Consider the following 14,929-nt stretch of genomic DNA (forward strand, 5'->3'; position numbering starts at 1 on the left):
GGAACCGACGACTCACACACCACGGACAGGTCTGCACTCATCAGAGTAGCGGTCCGCCCGCTCCACCCCGCACCGACCGCTCAGCGCCCCCACCCCCACTGCACACGCCCGCCCGACCGTGACCGCGAGCAGACAGAGCGTCGCCGCGTCCTTGAAGGCGCGCCGCGTCATGGGTTCGAGCCAGGGCCAGGCGAATCCCGGGACCTGCGGCACCAGCGCCACCCAGAACCACGGACTGCGCGCCGCCGCCCCCGCCCGCAGCGCGCCCGCGAGCAGCAGCGGCACCACGACGAGCAGGTAGTGGTCGTAGGAGGGCCGGGAGACGAGAAAGGCCGAAAGCATCAGCATCGTGGCGCACTCCACCACCCGCGAGGGCCCCGCGTCGCCCCTCCCCCAGCGCCGCCACGCACACCAGACGCCGGCCGCCGCCGCACAGCCCGCGAGCAGCGTCGCCGCCGTCTGCGGCACCCCGACCCGCGTGAGCACCGCCGAGGGCGATGCCTCGTAGAGGCGTACGAAGGCGTCGTCACCGCGCAACAGGAAGGGCAGGGTCCGGGTGAAGAACCCGGCGGGGTCCGGCAGCACGAGCGCCGCCGCGAGCGACACCCCCGCGGGCACGCCGAGCGCGACCCCGAGCGCCCGCCGGCGCCCCGCGAAGACGAAGAGGAGCACGACGGGCACCAGCAGCGGCTTCACCGCGACGGCGGCGCCGATGACGAGCCCGGCCGCCGTCCACCGCCCCCGGCACACGCACAGCAGGGCGAGCGGCAGCGCGGCCGCCGACGCCACCGTCCAGTTCCCGAGCTGGATGAGGTGCCCGAAGGGGGCGAAGCCGAGGGCGAGCCCCAGCAGGCCGTACACCGCGAACCGGCTGTGCCAGGACACCCCGTACACCCGCAGGGCGCACGCCCAGCCGGCGACGAGCCCGGCGGTGACGCCGGCGGGCACCAGGAAGCGGACCACGGCGGTGGGCAGCAGGGCCTGGGGCACGGCGGCGAGCACGGCGCCCGGCAGATAGAGGAAGTGCCGGTCGGCGTAAGGCGAGCGGCCGTGGATCCACGCCTCGGCGGCCCGCACCACGATGGCGTTGTCCATCCCGCCGTCCGGCGCCCGCAGCCCCACCCGCACGACCCCGGCGAGCAGCACGAGCGCGAGCACGGCCCGGGCATGCCGCCCGGCGGGCCGCGACAACCATCCGACAACAGCCGTTTCGCCCGTATTCATACGCCTCAGGCTAGGGCGGGAACCCCGCGCGACCCCCGCTCAACATCCCGGGTCGCCCGTCTAAGATGCGCCCCATGAGCTTTGGGCAAGGGGGGCCTCAGTGGGGCCAGGGCGGCACGGGCGGCTTCGGCGGGGGACCCACGCCCGACTGGGCGGCGCTCGCCGAAGCCTCCGAGGCACGCGCCCGGCGCCGCAGATGGCTGATGATCGGCGGTGGGGCGCTCGCCACGATCGCGGTCGCGGCCGCCGTGGCGATCACTGTCGTCTCGGCGAACGGCGACGACGCCACCGCCTCGAACAAGCCCGCCAGTGAGCTGCCGGCGACGGCGGAGATCCCCGGCGCGAGCGACGACCCCGGTCCGACGTTCAAGGAGACCACGCCGCCGCCCCCGCCGGACCCCAAGGACTTCATCGCCAGCGCGAAGAAGGACAAGGCGCCGCTCACCCCCGAGGGCCTCTTCCCCGGCAGGACGTACACCTCGGGCGAGACCGTCTACAAGAAGGGCCGGACCGACAGCACGGACAAGTGCGCGTCCGTCACGCAGCCCGCCCTCGGCGCCCTCCTCACCGCCAACGACTGCACCCGCCTGATCCGCGTCAGCTACGTCAAGGGCGGCCTCGCCGTCACCATCGGCGTCGCCGTCTTCGACACCTCCGCCGAGGCCACGAAGGTGATGAAGCAGGTGAAGAACGGCCTGGTCACGGCGCTGCCCGGCAAGGGCGTGCCGAACTTCTGCCAGACGGGCGTGTGCCGTGGGACGTACCACTCCTACGGCCGCTACGCCTACTTCACCACCACGGGCTACCCCAGCGGCAAGAGCGTCACGACCGCCGACCGCAAGGCGTACGCCGTCGGCGACACCATGGCCCGTTTCGCCTTCCGCCAGATCGACCAGCGGGGCCGGGCCCAGGCGTCCGCCGCGGCGGCGGCCCCCGAGTAGGGCGGCGGCCGCCGGCTCAGCAGCAGCCGGCGCCGGGCAGCGTCCGCTTGTTGCGGGCCTCCTTGTTGCGGGCGGCCAGCAGCTCGTCGGTCGGGTAGCCGACCTCTTCGAGGGTGAGCCCGTGCGGCCGCACCACGTGCACGGCGGAGTCCCGCACGCCCGCTTGGAGCACCTCGCCGGGCCACTCCACGGGCCGGTGCCCGTCCCCCACGAACAGCATGGCGCCGACCAGCGAGCGCACCATGTTGTGGCAGAACGCGTCGGCCCGCACGGTGGCCTCCAGGATGCCGTCGGGCCGCCGCTCCCAGCGCAGCTCCTGCAGTGTGCGGATGGTCGTGGCGCCCTCGCGGCGCTTGCAGTACGCGGCGAAGTCGTGCTCGCCGATCAGCCGTTCGGCGGCGGCGTTCATGGCATCCGGGTCCAGCTCCCAGTCGTGCCACAGCACATGGCCGCGCAGCAGCGGGTCGACGCCGCCGGGGTGGTCGGTCACGCGGTAGGCGTACCGCCGCCAGACGGCGGAGAAGCGCGCGTTGAACCCCGCGGGCGCCTCGGCCACCTTCCACACCCGCACGTCGTGCGGCAGCCGTCCCGCGAGCCGCCGCAGCAGCTTGTCGCGGTGTTCGTCCCACACGGCCTCGGGCAGGTCGACGTGGGCCACCTGGCCCCGCGCGTGCACCCCGCTGTCGGTCCGCCCGGCCACGGTCAGCTCGTACGTCTGCTCGGAGCGCGTCACGGTCCGCAGCGCGGCCTCGATCTCCCCCTGCACGGTCCGCTGGCCCTGGCGCTGCTTGGCCCAGCCGGAGAAGTCCCGGCCGTCGTAGGACAGGTCCAACCGCACCCGTACGAACCCGGGCTCTGCTTCGTCACTCACTCGTGGATCCTCTCAGGCAACAAAAAAGCGGGCCCGCCCCGGCAGGGGGCGGGCCCGCGACGCCCTGAAGGGCAGAACGCTTACGCGTCCTTCGACTCCTCGGCCGGAGCCTCGGCGGCCTCGTCGGCCTTCGCCGTGTCGGCCTTGGCGTCGGCGGCCTCGGCGTCCTTGGCGGAGCGCTTCGTGGCGGCCTCGGCCTCACCGGTGGCCTCCTGGGCCACGGTCAGGGCCTCCACCAGCTCGATGATCGCCATGGGCGCGTTGTCGCCACGACGGTTACCGATCTTGGTGATGCGGGTGTAGCCACCCGGGCGGTTCTCGTAGCGCGGGCCGATCTCCGTGAAGAGCGTGTGCACGATGCTCTTGTCGGTGATGACGGACAGCACCTGGCGGCGGTTGTGAAGGTCACCCTTCTTCGCCTTGGTGACCAGACGCTCGGCGTACGGACGCAGGCGACGGGCCTTCGCCTCGGTGGTGGTGATGCGGCCGTACTCGAAGAGCTGCTTGGCGAGGTTCGCCAGCAGAAGCTTCTCGTGCGCGGCGCTGCCGCCCAGACGGGCACCCTTGGCAGGCTTCGGCATGGTGTTTCTCCTAGTGATCTGCCCCGGCCGTATCAGGTACCGGGGTCAGGGCCCCGCGGGCGGACGCCCGCGGGCAGTCATCAGTACTGCTCGGTCTCCACGAAACCGGCGTCCGCGTCGTCGTCGGCGCCGAAGGCGTCGGCGGCGGCGGTCGGGTCGAATCCGGGCGGGCTGTCCTTGAGGGCCAGACCCATGCCGTTGAGCTTCATCTTGACCTCGTCGATCGACTTCGCACCGAAGTTGCGAATGTCGAGCAGGTCCGCCTCGGAGCGGGCCACGAGCTCGCCCACCGAGTGGATGCCCTCGCGCTTCAGGCAGTTGTACGACCGAACGGTGAGCTCCAGCTCCTCGATCGGCAGCGCCAGATCGGCGGCCAGGGCGGCGTCCGTCGGGGACGGGCCCATGTCGATGCCCTCGGCGTCGATGTTGAGCTCGCGCGCCAGACCGAACAGCTCGACCAGGGTCTTGCCGGCGGACGCCATGGCGTCACGCGGGCGCATGGCCTGCTTGGTCTCGACGTCGACGATCAGCTTGTCGAAGTCGGTGCGCTGCTCGACACGGGTCGCCTCGACCTTGTACGTGACCTTGAGCACCGGCGAGTAGATCGAGTCGACCGGGATGCGCCCGATCTCCTGACCGACCTGCTTGTTCTGGACGGCGGAGACGTAGCCGCGACCGCGCTCGACGGTCAGCTCCATCTCCAGCTTGCCCTTGCCGTTGAGCGTGGCGAGGACGAGGTCGGGGTTGTGCACCTCGACACCGGCCGGGGGCGCGATGTCGGCGGCGGTGACCAGACCCGGGCCCTGCTTGCGCAGGTACATCACGACCGGCTCGTCGTGCTCCGAGGAGACGACCAGCTGCTTGATGTTCAGGATGAGGTCGGTGACGTCCTCCTTGACGCCCGGCACGGTGGTGAACTCGTGCAGGACACCGTCGATGCGGATGGACGTGACGGCCGCACCCGGGATCGAGGAGAGGAGCGTACGGCGCAGGGAGTTGCCGAGGGTGTAGCCGAAGCCCGGCTCCAGCGGCTCGATCACGAACCGGGAGCGGAATTCGTCGACGACCTCTTCGGTCAACGAGGGGCGCTGAGCAATCAGCATGTCGCGTTCCTTCAGTCAGGGGCACCCACTATTTGATGCCCTGAATTCACTACAAGGGTACGGGCGGCACGCCTCCGAAGAGCCGTACCGCCCGGAACCTCAAGAACTGCCGTGCGTCAGACGCGGCGGCGCTTGGGCGGACGGCAGCCGTTGTGCGGCGTGGGCGTCACGTCCTGGATCGAGCCGACCTCGAGACCGGTCGCCTGGAGCGAACGGATGGCGGTCTCGCGACCGGAACCCGGGCCCTTGACGAAGACGTCGACCTTGCGCATGCCGTGCTCCTGCGCGCGACGGGCAGCCGACTCGGCGGCCATCTGCGCGGCGAACGGCGTGGACTTGCGCGAGCCCTTGAAGCCGACGTGGCCGGCGGAGGCCCACGAGATCACGTTGCCGCTCGGGTCCGTGATGGACACGATCGTGTTGTTGAACGTGCTCTTGATGTGAGCGTGCCCGTGGGCAACGTTCTTCTTTTCCTTGCGGCGCACCTTCTTGGCAGCGCCCTGACGACCCTTGGGGGGCATCTATAACTCCTACGGGAGGTGGTCGGTCCTGCAGCGACAGCTGTCGATAGACCGCTGAGCGAGGACTACTTCTTGCCCGGCTTCTTCTTACCGGCGATGGCGCGACGCGGGCCCTTGCGGGTGCGGGCGTTCGTGCTGGTGCGCTGACCGCGGACGGGCAGGCCACGACGGTGGCGCAGACCCTGGTAGCAGCCGATCTCGACCTTGCGACGGATGTCGGCCTGGATCTCGCGACGGAGGTCACCCTCGGTCTTGATGTTGGCGTCCACGTACTCGCGGATCTTGACGAGGTCTTCCTCGGTCAGGTCGCGGACGCGGGTGTTGCGGTCCACCTCGGTGGCGTCCAGCGTCTGCTGGGCCAGCGTGCGGCCGATGCCGAACACGTAGGTGAGGGCGACCTCGATGCGCTTGTCGCGCGGGAGGTCAACGCCTTCAACGCGTGCCATTCATGGCTCCTGTTGATTCTTCGGAGGTCTTCAGCAGAACCACTCCCAACGGCCGTCCCCTTTTCGCTGGAAAAGGGTTGGTACCTGCTGGGTCCCCGGCCTCCGACCGGGGGTGTCGCCCTCCATTACCAAAGGAACTGAAGAGGGACGGGTCCTGCATATGTGCTTACTTGCGTCGCGCGAAAATCTGCGAACTGCAGTCGTGCGTCAGCCCTGGCGCTGCTTGTGGCGCGGGTTGTCGCAGATGACCATGACCCGGCCGTGACGGCGGATCACCCTGCACTTGTCGCAGATCTTCTTGACGCTCGGCTTGACCTTCATTGGGTGAGGTTCTCCGGGTCAGTGCCACCACCCCGCGCGAGCGGGATGCGGGCAAGATCTACTTGTACCGGTAGACGATCCGGCCACGCGTCAGGTCGTACGGAGACAGCTCCACCACGACCCGGTCGTCAGGGAGGATGCGGATGTAGTGCATACGCATCTTGCCGCTGATGTGTGCCAGGACCTGGTGGCCGTTCTGGAGCTCCACCTTGAACATGGCGTTCGGAAGAGACTCGACGACAGTGCCTTCGATCTCGATGGCACCTTGCTTCTTGGCCACGCTTCGCCCTTCGAATCGACTACCTTGATCGACTACGCGCTCCGTATGCAGACACACGGATGCACGAGAGCCGACGCGTCAGTCTACGTCAGGGCTCTCGGAAAGACGAATCGAGAGAGTCTGCCCCATCGCGTAGATCGTTAAGCAGCGGGGGTCAGGACGCCAGCGGGTCCGGCGCCACGGTGACCCCGTACTCCGCCAGCTTCGCCTTGCCGCAGTCGGGGGCCGTCAGCACCAGCGGGCCCTCCTCCGTCAGCGCGACGGAGTGCTCCCAGTGCGAGGACCAGGTGCCGTCCGTGGTGATGACGGTCCAGTCGTCCTCCAGAACCTCCGTGCGCGGGGTGCCGAGGGAGACCATCGGCTCGATCGCGAGGCAGAGGCCGGGCACCAGCTTGGGGCCCTTGCCGCGGCGGCGCTCGACGTAGTTCAGGAGGTGGGGGTCCATGTGCATCTCGGTGCCGATGCCGTGGCCGCCGTAGTCCTCGACGATGCCGTACTTGCCGCCGCCCGGCTTGGGCTGGCGGCGGATGTACGTCTCGATGGCCCGGGAGATGTCCACCAGGCGGTTGCCCTGCTTCATCGCCGCGATCCCGGCCCACATCGACTCCTCGGTCACCCGGGAGAGCTCGACCAGCTCCGGGGCGTGGCCGGTGCCGACGAAGGCGGTGTAGGCCGCGTCGCCGTGCCAGCCGTCGATGATCGCGCCGGCGTCGATGGAGATGATGTCGCCGTCCTTGAGGACGGTCTTGTCGTCCGGGATGCCGTGCACGACGACCTCGTTCACGGAGGTGCAGATCGTCGCGGGGAAGCCGCCGTAACCGAGGAAGTTGGACTTCGCGCCGTGCTCGGCGATCACCTTGCGGGCGACCTCGTCCAGGTCCTTCGTGGTGGCCCCGGGCACCGCGGCCTCGCGGGTCGCCGCGTGCACGGCGGCGACGACAAGGCCCGCCTCACGCATCTTCGCGATCTGCTCGGGGGTCTTGATCTGCACCATGGGGCTTCCGCTCTCCGTCATCCGTCGACAAACCGGCTACGCACACACGAACCGGGTACGTAGACAACAGTACGGCCGCGGTCCCCCGACAGGGCACCGCGGCCGAAACAGCGTACTGAACTACTTGTCGCCCTTGAGGGCGTCCATCGCGCGCCTGGTGACCTCGTCCACCTTGCCGAGCGCCGAGATCGTGACGACCAGGCCCTGGCCCTTGTAGTGGTCGATGATCGGCTCGGTCTCGCGGTGGTACACGTCGAGACGCTTGCGCACGGTCTCTTCCTTGTCGTCGCCGCGCTGGTACAGCTCGCCGCCGCAGACGTCGCAGACGCCTTCTCGCTCCGGCTTGCTGTACGTCACGTGGAAGACATGGCTGGAGTCGTTGCGGCAGATGCGACGGCCCGCGATGCGCTTGACGACCTCGTCCTCGGGGACCTCGAGGTCCAGGACGGCGTCGAGCTTCTGGCCGTCGGCCTTCAGCGCCTCGTCGAGCGCCTCGGCCTGCGACACGTTCCGCGGGAAGCCGTCGAGCAGGAAGCCGCCCTCGGCGTCCGACTGGGCCATGCGGTCCTTCGCCATGCCGATCGTCACCTCGTCGGGCACGAGGTTGCCGGCGTCCATGTACGCCTTCGCCTGCTTGCCCAGCTCCGTGCCCTGGCTGATGTTGGCACGGAAGAGGTCGCCCGTGGAGATGTGCGGGATCGACAGGTTCTTGGCGAGGAACGCGGCCTGCGTTCCCTTGCCCGCACCGGGCGGCCCGACGAGGACGATTCGCATCAGCGGAGGAACCCTTCGTAATTGCGCTGCTGGAGCTGGCTCTCGATCTGCTTCACGGTTTCCAGACCCACACCCACGATGATGAGGATGCTCGTCCCGCCGAACGGGAAGTTCTGGTTCGCCTGGAAGCCCACCAACGCCATCGTCGGCACAAGAGCGATCAGACCCAAGTACAGCGAACCCGGCCACGTGATCCGGTTGAGTACGTAACTCAGGTACTCAGCGGTCGGACGGCCAGCCCGGATGCCCGGGATGAAGCCACCATACTTCTTCATGTTGTCGGCGACTTCCTCGGGGTTGAAGGAGATCGCGACGTAGAAGAAGGCGAAGAAGACGATCAGGATGAAGTACGTGGCGATGTAGATCGGGTGGTCACCCTTGGTCAGGTTTGCCTCGATCCACGTCTTCCATCCCGAGGTGCCGCCCGCGAACTGGGCGACCAGCGCCGGAATGTAGAGCAACGAGGAGGCGAAGATCACAGGGATGATGCCCGCCTGATTGACCTTCAGCGGAATGTACGTCGACGTACCGCCGTAGGACCTGCGGCCGATCATGCGCTTCGCGTACTGGACGGGAATGCGCCGCTGCGCCTGCTCGACGAAGACCACCAGGCCGACCATGACGAGACCGACCGCGATGACCGTGCCGAACTCGATCCAGCCGTCGGCCAGGTCGCCCTGCTCCTTGATGGCCCACAGGGCGCTCGGGAAGGTCGCGGCGATCGAGATGAACATCAGGATCGACATGCCGTTGCCGATGCCGCGGTCGGTGATCAGCTCACCGAGCCACATGACGCAGGCCGTGCCGGCGGTCATCGTGATGACCATCGTGATGGTGACGAAGATCGACTGGTCCGGCACGATCTCGCTGGCGACGGGGCAGCCCTGGAAGAGGGAGCCGGTGCGGGCGGTGGCCACCAGGCCCGTGCCCTGCAGGATCGCGAGCGCGATGGTCAGATAGCGCGTGTACTGCGTGATCTTCGCCGTGCCGGCCTGGCCCTCCTTCTTGAGGGCCTCCAGTCGCGGGATCACCACGGTCAGCAGCTGCAGAATGATGCTCGCCGTGATGTACGGCATGATGCCGAGCGCGAAGATCGTGATCTGCAGCAGCGCGCCGCCGCTCATCATGTTGACGAGACCGAACAGGCCCTGGTTCTGACCGGCGTTGTCGACACAGGCCTGGACGTTCTTGTAGTTGACCCCGGGGATGGGCATATGCGTGCCCAGCCGGTAGATCACGATGATGCCGAGCGTGAAGAGCAGCTTCTTGCGCAGGTCGGGCGTCTTGAACGCCCGGGCGAACGCGGTGAGCACGGTGCCTCCTGCGACCCCCGCGCGCGTGCGTCAGAGGTGGTGGTCTTGAGGTTCGACGAATACGTATCAGTCAACAAAACCGTGCGGGCAGACCGCACGGAGCTTAGACAGTGCACGCCACCTTACCGGCGACCGTGCCCCCCTTGGAACGACCAACCGGGGATGCCCCTTTTGTGGGGCATCCCCGGCTGGGAATCGCTCATGTCATCGACACGTCTGAGGGAAGATCAGACGAGCTCGGTGACGGTACCGCCCGCGGCGGTGATCTTCTCCTTGGCGGAGCCGGAGACGGCGTCGACCGTCACCTGCAGCGCCACGGTGAGCTCACCCTGGCCGAGCACCTTGACGAGGCTGTTCTTGCGAACGGCACCCTTGGCGACGAGACCCTCGACGGTGACCTCGCCACCTTCGGGGTACAGCGCGCTCAGCTTGTCGAGGTTCACGACCTGGAACTCGGTCTTGAACGGGTTCTTGAAGCCCTTGAGCTTCGGGAGACGCATGTGGAGGGGCATCTGGCCACCCTCGAAGCGCTCCGGAACCTGGTAACGGGCCTTGGTGCCCTTGGTACCACGACCAGCGGTCTTACCCTTGGACGCCTCACCACGACCCACACGGGTCTTGGCGGTCTTGGCGCCCGGGGCGGGCCGGAGGTTGTGGACCTTCAGCGGGTTCTGCTCCGCCATGTCAGTCGACCTCCTCAACCGTCACGAGGTGGCGGACGGTGTGCACCATTCCGCGGAACTCGGGGCGGTCCTCCTTGACGACCTGCGTGTTGATGCCCTTGAGACCAAGGGAACGCAGGGTGTCGCGGTGGTTCTGCTTGCTGCCGATGTACGACTTCGTCTGCGTGATCTTGAGCTGTGCCATTACGCAGCACCAGCCCCGGCACGCGCCCGCAGCAGAGCCGCGGGAGCGACGTCCTCGAGGGGCAGACCACGGCGAGCCGCGATCTCCTCGGGACGCTGCAGACCCTTGAGGGCCGCCACGGTCGCGTGCACGATGTTGATCGCGTTCGACGAACCGAGCGACTTCGACAGGATGTCGTGAACGCCGGCGCACTCGAGCACGGCGCGCACCGGGCCACCGGCGATAACACCGGTACCGGGGGAAGCAGGCTTCAGCAGGACGACGCCCGCCGCCTTCTCGCCCGTGATCGGGTGCGGGATGGTGCCCTGGATACGGGGGACCTTGAAGAAGTGCTTCTTGGCCTCCTCAACACCCTTGGCGATGGCGGCCGGCACCTCCTTGGCCTTGCCGTAACCGACACCCACGGTGCCGTCACCATCGCCCACCACGACCAGCGCGGTGAAGCTGAAGCGACGACCACCCTTCACAACCTTGGCGACGCGGTTGATCGCGACAACGCGCTCAACGTACGCGGTCTTCTCGGCGGCAGCAGCGCCACCGTCGCGACCCTTCCGGTCCCGCCGCTCGCCGCCACCGGCACCGCCACCGCGGCGCTGGGGTCCAGCCATTGGAATTACCTCTCTCTGTTTCCGCTAGCTACGGAACCGACTCAGAACTTGAGTCCGGCTTCGCGGGCGGCGTCCGCCAGGGCGGCGATGCGCCCGGCGTACTGGTTACCACCACGGTCGAACACGACAGTCTCGACACCGGCGGCCTTGGCGCGCTCGGCGACCAGGGCGCCGACCGACTTGGCGGCCGCGGACTTGTCGCCCTCGGCGCCGCGGATCGTGCTGTCCAGGGTCGACGCCGACGCCAGGGTGTGACCCTTGATGTCGTCGATGACCTGGGCCACGATGTGGCGGTTGGAGCGCGTCACGACCAGGCGCGGACGCTCAGCCGTACCCGAGATGTGCTTACGGATGCGGATGTGACGACGCTTGATGGCAGCACGCTTGTAAGCGTCGCCCTTAGCAATCTTGACACCGTATGCCATGGCTTACTTACCCGCCTTTCCGACCTTGCGGCGGATGACTTCGCCTTCGTACTTGACGCCCTTGGCCTTGTACGGGTCGGGCTTGCGCAGCTTGCGGATGTTGGCCGCAACCTCGCCGACCTTCTGCTTGTCGATGCCCTCGACCGAGAACTTGGTCGCCGATTCGACCTTGAAGGAGATGCCCTCGGGCGCCTCGATCAGGATCGGGTGGCTGTAGCCGAGCGAGAACTCCAGGTTGGAGCCCTTCGCCAGGACGCGGTAACCGACACCGCTGATTTCGAGCTTCTTCACGTAACCCTGGGTCACGCCGGTGATCATGTTCGCCACCAGCGTGCGGGACAGGCCGTGCAGGGCCTTGTTCTGACGCTCGTCGTTCGGGCGGGTGACGTTCAGAACGCCGTCCTCACCCTTAGCGATCTCGATAGGCGCGACGATGGTGTGGCTCAGGGTCCCCTTGGGGCCCTTGACCGCGACCGTCTGGCCGTCGATGGTGACGTCCACGCCGGCGGGAACCGTGATGGGGAGCTTGCCAATACGCGACATTAGCTATTCCTCCGTTCCCGACTACCAGACGTAGGCGAGGACTTCCCCACCTACGCCCTTCTTGCCTGCCTGCTGTCCGGTCAGGAGACCGTGCGACGTGGAGATGATCGCCACGCCCAGGCCGCCGAGGACCTTCGGCAGGTTGGTGGACTTCGCGTAAACCCGGAGACCGGGCTTGGAGATCCGCTTGATGCCCGCGATGGAGCGCTCACGGTTCGGGCCGAACTTCAGCTCGAGAACGAGGTTCTTGCCAACCTCGGCGTCCTCGACCTTCCAGCCCGTGATGAAGCCCTCCTGCTGGAGGATCTCCGCGATGTGAGACTTGATCTTGCTGTGCGGCATCGCCACGGTGTCGTGGTACGCCGAGTTCGCGTTACGCAGACGAGTCAGCATGTCCGCGATCGGATCAGTCATGGTCATGAATTGGCCTTCGGCCTCTCTCGCCGGGGTTTCCTATCTGCGCCATCCCTCTCCCCACTCAGAGGCGGGACGGGTGCGGCGCGGGGACCTACGGCGTAGTAAGTCGGTCAGGGCGGCAGACGCCCAACCCTCCTAGCCTAAGCCATGGAGGGGTGGGCCTCTGCCGACCCTTTACTTACCGAGAGATCCAGGAGTCCCTAAAACCCTTGAAAAGGGGGGACTACCAGGAGCTCTTGGTCACGCCCGGCAGCTCGCCACGGTGAGCCATCTCACGAAGGCACACGCGGCACAGGCCGAACTTGCGGTAGACGGAGTGCGGACGGCCGCAGCGCTGGCAGCGGGTGTACGCACGCACACCGAACTTGGGCTTACGAGCAGCCTTGGCAATCAGAGCCTTCTTCGCCATCTCGCTTACGCCTCCTTGAACGGGAAGCCGAGGTGACGAAGGAGGGCGCGGCCCTCGTCGTCGTTGGTCGCCGTGGTGACCACGGTGATGTCCATACCCCGGACGCGGTCGATCTTGTCCTGGTCGATCTCGTGGAACATGACCTGCTCCGTGAGACCGAAGGTGTAGTTTCCACGGCCGTCGAACTGCTTGGGGGACAGACCGCGGAAGTCGCGGATGCGCGGCAGCGCGAGCGACAGGGTGCGGTCCAGGAACTCCCACATGCGGTCGCCACGGAGCGTGACGTGGCAGCCGATCGGCTGACCCTCGCGCAGCTTGAACTGCGCGATGGACTTCCGGGCCTTCGTCACGGCCGGCTTCTGGCCGGTGATCGTGGTGAGGTCGCGGATGGCGCCGTCGATCAGCTTCGAGTCACGGGCGGCGTCGCCGACACCCATGTTGACCACGATCTTGACGAGACCGGGGATCTGCATGACGTTCTCGTAGGAGAACTCCTCACGCAGCTTGCCCGCGATCTCCTCGCGGTACTTCGTCTTGAGACGCGGAGTGGTGGTGGTCGTCATCAGATGTCCTCACCCGTCCGCTTGGCAACGCGGATCTTGTTGCCCTCGTCGTCGAAGCGGTAACCGACGCGCGTGACGACCTTGTTGCCGTCCTTCTCCACGACCAGCTGGACGTTGGAGACGTGGACGGGGGCCTCGGTGGTCACGATGCCGCCGGCCTGCGAGCCGCTGGCCGTCGGGGCGGCCTTCGTGTGCTTCTTGACCCGGTTGACACCCTCGACCAGGACGCGCTCCTCGCGCGGGTAAGCGGCAATGACCTTGCCCTGCTTGCCCTTGTCCTTACCGGTGATGACCTGAACCAGGTCGCCCTTCTTGATCTTCATGCTTACAGCACCTCCGGCGCGAGCGAGATGATCTTCATGAACTTCTTCTCGCGCAGCTCACGGCCGACGGGGCCGAAGATACGGGTGCCGCGAGGGTCGCCGTCGTTCTTCAGAATGACGGCGGCGTTCTCGTCGAAGCGGATGTACGAGCCGTCCGGACGGCGGCGCTCCTTGACGGTGCGAACGATGACCGCCTTGACGACGTCACCCTTCTTCACGTTGCCACCGGGGATCGCGTCCTTGACGGTGGCGACGATGACGTCACCGATGCCCGCGTAGCGGCGACCCGAGCCACCGAGAACACGGATGGTGAGAATTTCCTTCGCACCCGTGTTGTCGGCGACGCGCAGTCGCGACTCCTGCTGGATCACGTCTATCTCCTGTTTGTCTGCCGGTTCCCGGCAGGGGCTCGACTCTTACGAGCGGGCCCCTGCCGAGCCTGGCGGAACGAACTCTGAGGGATGCCTCAGAGAATTACTTGGCCTTCTCGAGGATCTCGACGATGCGCCAGCGCTTGGTCGCCGACAGCGGACGCGTCTCCATCAGGAGGACGCGGTCGCCGACGCCGGCAGCGTTCTGCTCGTCGTGCGCCTTGAGCTTGTTCGTACGGCGGATGACCTTGCCGTACAGGGCGTGCTTGACGCGGTCCTCGACGGCGACGACGACGGTCTTGTCCATCTTGTCGCTGACGACCAGACCCTCGCGGGTCTTGCGGAAGCCGCGGGTCTCGGTGTTCTCAGTCACGTTGCTCTCGCTCATCAGGCGCTCTCCACCGTCTCGATGCCCAGCTCGCGCTCACGCATCAGGGTGTAGATCCGCGCGATGTCCTTACGGACGGCCTTGAGCCGACCGTGGTTCTCGAGCTGGCCCGTCGCCGCCTGGAAGCGGAGGTTGAACAGCTCTTCCTTGGCTTCGCGGAGCTTGTTGAGAAGCTCCTCGTCGCCCAGCTCGCGCAGCTCGGAAGCCTTGGTACCGGCCGACATCACGACTCACCTGCCTCGCGCCGGACGATGCGGCACTTCATCGGAAGCTTGTGAGCAGCGCGGGTGAGCGCCTCACGAGCAATCTTCTCGTTCGGGTAGGACAGCTCGAACATCACCCGGCCCGGGTGAACGTTCGCGACCCACCACTCGGGCGAACCCTTACCGGAACCCATGCGGGTCTCGGCAGGCTTCTTGGTCAGCGGGCGGTCCGGGTAGATGTTGATCCAGACCTTGCCGCCACGCTTGATGTGGCGGGTCATCGCGATACGAGCCGCCTCGATCTGGCGGTTGGTCACGTACGCCGGCGTGAGGGCCTGAATGCCGTACTCGCCGAACGCAACCGTCGTACCGCCCTTGGCCTGACCACGGCGCTTCGGGTGGTGCTGCTTGCGGTGCTTGACCCTACGGGGGATCAGCATTTC

General features: G+C 67.3%; 25 protein-coding genes. 1 reads left to right on the forward strand and 24 read right to left on the reverse strand.

Features of this window, described 5'->3' with window-relative positions:
- Window positions 1-12: 12 nt before the first annotated feature.
- Window positions 13-1,224 (reverse strand): glycosyltransferase family 87 protein, encoded by a 1,212-nt coding sequence (locus ACZ516_RS27020; protein WP_361082885.1) that lies wholly within the window; start codon window positions 1,222-1,224, stop codon window positions 13-15.
- Between the two features lie 74 nt (window positions 1,225-1,298).
- On the opposite strand from ACZ516_RS27020, the gene ACZ516_RS27025 reads away from it, so the two are divergent.
- Window positions 1,299-2,165, forward strand: a complete 867-nt coding sequence (locus ACZ516_RS27025; RefSeq protein WP_361082883.1) for a hypothetical protein — start codon at window positions 1,299-1,301, stop codon at window positions 2,163-2,165.
- Window positions 2,166-2,181: 16 nt separating this feature from the next.
- On the opposite strand, the gene truA is transcribed toward ACZ516_RS27025, so the two are convergent.
- From truA to rplP, 23 genes are all read right to left on the reverse strand, one after another.
- Window positions 2,182-3,036 (reverse strand): tRNA pseudouridine(38-40) synthase TruA, encoded by an 855-nt coding sequence (gene truA / locus ACZ516_RS27030; protein ID WP_469012000.1) that lies wholly within the window; start codon window positions 3,034-3,036, stop codon window positions 2,182-2,184.
- An 80-nt stretch (window positions 3,037-3,116) separates the two neighbouring features.
- A complete protein-coding gene (gene rplQ / locus ACZ516_RS27035; RefSeq protein ID WP_358696075.1) occupies window positions 3,117-3,617 on the reverse strand; it encodes a 50S ribosomal protein L17 in 501 nt (166 codons plus the stop codon).
- Window positions 3,618-3,697: 80 nt separating this feature from the next.
- Window positions 3,698-4,720 carry a DNA-directed RNA polymerase subunit alpha gene (locus ACZ516_RS27040; RefSeq protein WP_016645160.1) on the reverse strand — a complete coding sequence of 341 codons (1,023 nt, stop codon included), beginning with the start codon at window positions 4,718-4,720 and terminating at the stop codon, window positions 3,698-3,700.
- A 116-nt stretch (window positions 4,721-4,836) separates the two neighbouring features.
- Window positions 4,837-5,241, reverse strand: a complete 405-nt coding sequence (rpsK, locus tag ACZ516_RS27045) for a 30S ribosomal protein S11 (RefSeq protein WP_003956432.1) — start codon at window positions 5,239-5,241, stop codon at window positions 4,837-4,839.
- 65 nt (window positions 5,242-5,306) lie between these two features.
- On the reverse strand, window positions 5,307-5,687 hold the full coding sequence (gene rpsM, locus ACZ516_RS27050; RefSeq protein WP_127912744.1) for a 30S ribosomal protein S13: 381 nt from the start codon (window positions 5,685-5,687) through the stop codon (window positions 5,307-5,309).
- A 207-nt stretch (window positions 5,688-5,894) separates the two neighbouring features.
- The gene (rpmJ, locus tag ACZ516_RS27055) at window positions 5,895-6,008 is read right to left on the reverse strand and encodes a 50S ribosomal protein L36 (protein WP_003974245.1); all 114 of its coding nucleotides are present in this window, start codon (window positions 6,006-6,008) and stop codon (window positions 5,895-5,897) included.
- A 58-nt stretch (window positions 6,009-6,066) separates the two neighbouring features.
- Window positions 6,067-6,288: a translation initiation factor IF-1 gene (gene infA, locus ACZ516_RS27060; RefSeq protein WP_003948620.1), complete on the reverse strand. Its 222-nt coding sequence runs from the start codon at window positions 6,286-6,288 to the stop codon at window positions 6,067-6,069.
- A 154-nt stretch (window positions 6,289-6,442) separates the two neighbouring features.
- A complete protein-coding gene (gene map, locus ACZ516_RS27065) occupies window positions 6,443-7,282 on the reverse strand; it encodes a type I methionyl aminopeptidase (protein ID WP_358577395.1) in 840 nt (279 codons plus the stop codon).
- Window positions 7,283-7,402: 120 nt separating this feature from the next.
- The gene (locus ACZ516_RS27070) at window positions 7,403-8,056 is read right to left on the reverse strand and encodes an adenylate kinase (RefSeq protein WP_358577393.1); all 654 of its coding nucleotides are present in this window, start codon (window positions 8,054-8,056) and stop codon (window positions 7,403-7,405) included.
- Entirely contained in the window at window positions 8,056-9,369 is a 1,314-nt protein-coding gene (gene secY / locus ACZ516_RS27075) for a preprotein translocase subunit SecY (RefSeq protein ID WP_361082879.1), read from the reverse strand. The genes ACZ516_RS27070 and secY overlap by 1 nt, the downstream gene beginning before the upstream one ends.
- 227 nt (window positions 9,370-9,596) lie before the next feature.
- Entirely contained in the window at window positions 9,597-10,052 is a 456-nt protein-coding gene (gene rplO / locus ACZ516_RS27080; RefSeq protein ID WP_062775150.1) for a 50S ribosomal protein L15, read from the reverse strand.
- 1 nt (window position 10,053) lies between these two features.
- Window positions 10,054-10,236 (reverse strand): 50S ribosomal protein L30, encoded by a 183-nt coding sequence (rpmD, locus tag ACZ516_RS27085; RefSeq protein ID WP_005481207.1) that lies wholly within the window; start codon window positions 10,234-10,236, stop codon window positions 10,054-10,056.
- Window positions 10,236-10,844 (reverse strand): 30S ribosomal protein S5, encoded by a 609-nt coding sequence (gene rpsE, locus ACZ516_RS27090; RefSeq protein WP_007384078.1) that lies wholly within the window; start codon window positions 10,842-10,844, stop codon window positions 10,236-10,238. Before rpsE ends, rpmD begins: the two co-directional genes overlap by 1 nt.
- Before the next feature lie 41 nt (window positions 10,845-10,885).
- The gene (rplR, locus tag ACZ516_RS27095; RefSeq protein ID WP_127912613.1) at window positions 10,886-11,269 is read right to left on the reverse strand and encodes a 50S ribosomal protein L18; all 384 of its coding nucleotides are present in this window, start codon (window positions 11,267-11,269) and stop codon (window positions 10,886-10,888) included.
- Between the two features lie 3 nt (window positions 11,270-11,272).
- Window positions 11,273-11,812 carry a 50S ribosomal protein L6 gene (rplF, locus tag ACZ516_RS27100; RefSeq protein ID WP_055527119.1) on the reverse strand — a complete coding sequence of 180 codons (540 nt, stop codon included), beginning with the start codon at window positions 11,810-11,812 and terminating at the stop codon, window positions 11,273-11,275.
- Window positions 11,813-11,833: 21 nt separating this feature from the next.
- The gene (gene rpsH, locus ACZ516_RS27105; RefSeq protein ID WP_018528360.1) at window positions 11,834-12,232 is read right to left on the reverse strand and encodes a 30S ribosomal protein S8; all 399 of its coding nucleotides are present in this window, start codon (window positions 12,230-12,232) and stop codon (window positions 11,834-11,836) included.
- A 220-nt stretch (window positions 12,233-12,452) separates the two neighbouring features.
- A complete protein-coding gene (locus ACZ516_RS27110; RefSeq protein WP_003956452.1) occupies window positions 12,453-12,638 on the reverse strand; it encodes a type Z 30S ribosomal protein S14 in 186 nt (61 codons plus the stop codon).
- Between the two features lie 5 nt (window positions 12,639-12,643).
- Window positions 12,644-13,201 (reverse strand): 50S ribosomal protein L5, encoded by a 558-nt coding sequence (gene rplE, locus ACZ516_RS27115; RefSeq protein WP_125514478.1) that lies wholly within the window; start codon window positions 13,199-13,201, stop codon window positions 12,644-12,646.
- Window positions 13,201-13,524, reverse strand: coding sequence for a 50S ribosomal protein L24 (gene rplX / locus ACZ516_RS27120; protein WP_358577388.1), 324 nt, complete (start codon window positions 13,522-13,524; stop codon window positions 13,201-13,203). The genes rplE and rplX overlap by 1 nt, the downstream gene beginning before the upstream one ends.
- Window positions 13,525-13,526: 2 nt before the next feature.
- Window positions 13,527-13,895: a 50S ribosomal protein L14 gene (rplN, locus tag ACZ516_RS27125; protein ID WP_003974257.1), complete on the reverse strand. Its 369-nt coding sequence runs from the start codon at window positions 13,893-13,895 to the stop codon at window positions 13,527-13,529.
- A gap of 103 nt (window positions 13,896-13,998) precedes the next feature.
- Window positions 13,999-14,283 (reverse strand): 30S ribosomal protein S17, encoded by a 285-nt coding sequence (gene rpsQ / locus ACZ516_RS27130; RefSeq protein ID WP_125514477.1) that lies wholly within the window; start codon window positions 14,281-14,283, stop codon window positions 13,999-14,001.
- Window positions 14,283-14,507, reverse strand: coding sequence for a 50S ribosomal protein L29 (gene rpmC, locus ACZ516_RS27135; RefSeq protein WP_005481220.1), 225 nt, complete (start codon window positions 14,505-14,507; stop codon window positions 14,283-14,285). Before rpmC ends, rpsQ begins: the two co-directional genes overlap by 1 nt.
- Window positions 14,507-14,926, reverse strand: a complete 420-nt coding sequence (rplP, locus tag ACZ516_RS27140; protein ID WP_030782563.1) for a 50S ribosomal protein L16 — start codon at window positions 14,924-14,926, stop codon at window positions 14,507-14,509. The genes rpmC and rplP overlap by 1 nt, the downstream gene beginning before the upstream one ends.
- Window positions 14,927-14,929: the final 3 nt, after the last annotated feature.

Source organism: Streptomyces sp. NPDC034037 (genome assembly GCF_055575715.1).

What these genes read in the sequence shown, in the direction of transcription:
- ACZ516_RS27020 (WP_361082885.1), bottom strand. Translation starts at nt 1,224, where the DNA reads ATGAATACGGGCGAAACGGCTGTTGTCGGATGGTTGTCGCGGCCCGCC.
- ACZ516_RS27025 (WP_361082883.1), top strand. Translation starts at nt 1,299, where the DNA reads ATGAGCTTTGGGCAAGGGGGGCCTCAGTGGGGCCAGGGCGGCACGGGC.
- rplQ (WP_358696075.1), bottom strand. Translation starts at nt 3,617, where the DNA reads ATGCCGAAGCCTGCCAAGGGTGCCCGTCTGGGCGGCAGCGCCGCGCAC.
- ACZ516_RS27040 (WP_016645160.1), bottom strand. Translation starts at nt 4,720, where the DNA reads ATGCTGATTGCTCAGCGCCCCTCGTTGACCGAAGAGGTCGTCGACGAA.
- rpsK (WP_003956432.1), bottom strand. Translation starts at nt 5,241, where the DNA reads ATGCCCCCCAAGGGTCGTCAGGGCGCTGCCAAGAAGGTGCGCCGCAAG.
- rpsM (WP_127912744.1), bottom strand. Translation starts at nt 5,687, where the DNA reads ATGGCACGCGTTGAAGGCGTTGACCTCCCGCGCGACAAGCGCATCGAG.
- rpmJ (WP_003974245.1), bottom strand. Translation starts at nt 6,008, where the DNA reads ATGAAGGTCAAGCCGAGCGTCAAGAAGATCTGCGACAAGTGCAGGGTG.
- map (WP_358577395.1), bottom strand. Translation starts at nt 7,282, where the DNA reads ATGGTGCAGATCAAGACCCCCGAGCAGATCGCGAAGATGCGTGAGGCG.
- ACZ516_RS27070 (WP_358577393.1), bottom strand. Translation starts at nt 8,056, where the DNA reads ATGCGAATCGTCCTCGTCGGGCCGCCCGGTGCGGGCAAGGGAACGCAG.
- rplO (WP_062775150.1), bottom strand. Translation starts at nt 10,052, where the DNA reads ATGGCGGAGCAGAACCCGCTGAAGGTCCACAACCTCCGGCCCGCCCCG.
- rpmD (WP_005481207.1), bottom strand. Translation starts at nt 10,236, where the DNA reads ATGGCACAGCTCAAGATCACGCAGACGAAGTCGTACATCGGCAGCAAG.
- rpsE (WP_007384078.1), bottom strand. Translation starts at nt 10,844, where the DNA reads ATGGCTGGACCCCAGCGCCGCGGTGGCGGTGCCGGTGGCGGCGAGCGG.
- rplR (WP_127912613.1), bottom strand. Translation starts at nt 11,269, where the DNA reads ATGGCATACGGTGTCAAGATTGCTAAGGGCGACGCTTACAAGCGTGCT.
- rplF (WP_055527119.1), bottom strand. Translation starts at nt 11,812, where the DNA reads ATGTCGCGTATTGGCAAGCTCCCCATCACGGTTCCCGCCGGCGTGGAC.
- rpsH (WP_018528360.1), bottom strand. Translation starts at nt 12,232, where the DNA reads ATGACCATGACTGATCCGATCGCGGACATGCTGACTCGTCTGCGTAAC.
- ACZ516_RS27110 (WP_003956452.1), bottom strand. Translation starts at nt 12,638, where the DNA reads ATGGCGAAGAAGGCTCTGATTGCCAAGGCTGCTCGTAAGCCCAAGTTC.
- rplE (WP_125514478.1), bottom strand. Translation starts at nt 13,201, where the DNA reads ATGACGACCACCACCACTCCGCGTCTCAAGACGAAGTACCGCGAGGAG.
- rplX (WP_358577388.1), bottom strand. Translation starts at nt 13,524, where the DNA reads ATGAAGATCAAGAAGGGCGACCTGGTTCAGGTCATCACCGGTAAGGAC.
- rpsQ (WP_125514477.1), bottom strand. Translation starts at nt 14,283, where the DNA reads ATGAGCGAGAGCAACGTGACTGAGAACACCGAGACCCGCGGCTTCCGC.
- rpmC (WP_005481220.1), bottom strand. Translation starts at nt 14,507, where the DNA reads ATGTCGGCCGGTACCAAGGCTTCCGAGCTGCGCGAGCTGGGCGACGAG.
- rplP (WP_030782563.1), bottom strand. Translation starts at nt 14,926, where the DNA reads ATGCTGATCCCCCGTAGGGTCAAGCACCGCAAGCAGCACCACCCGAAG.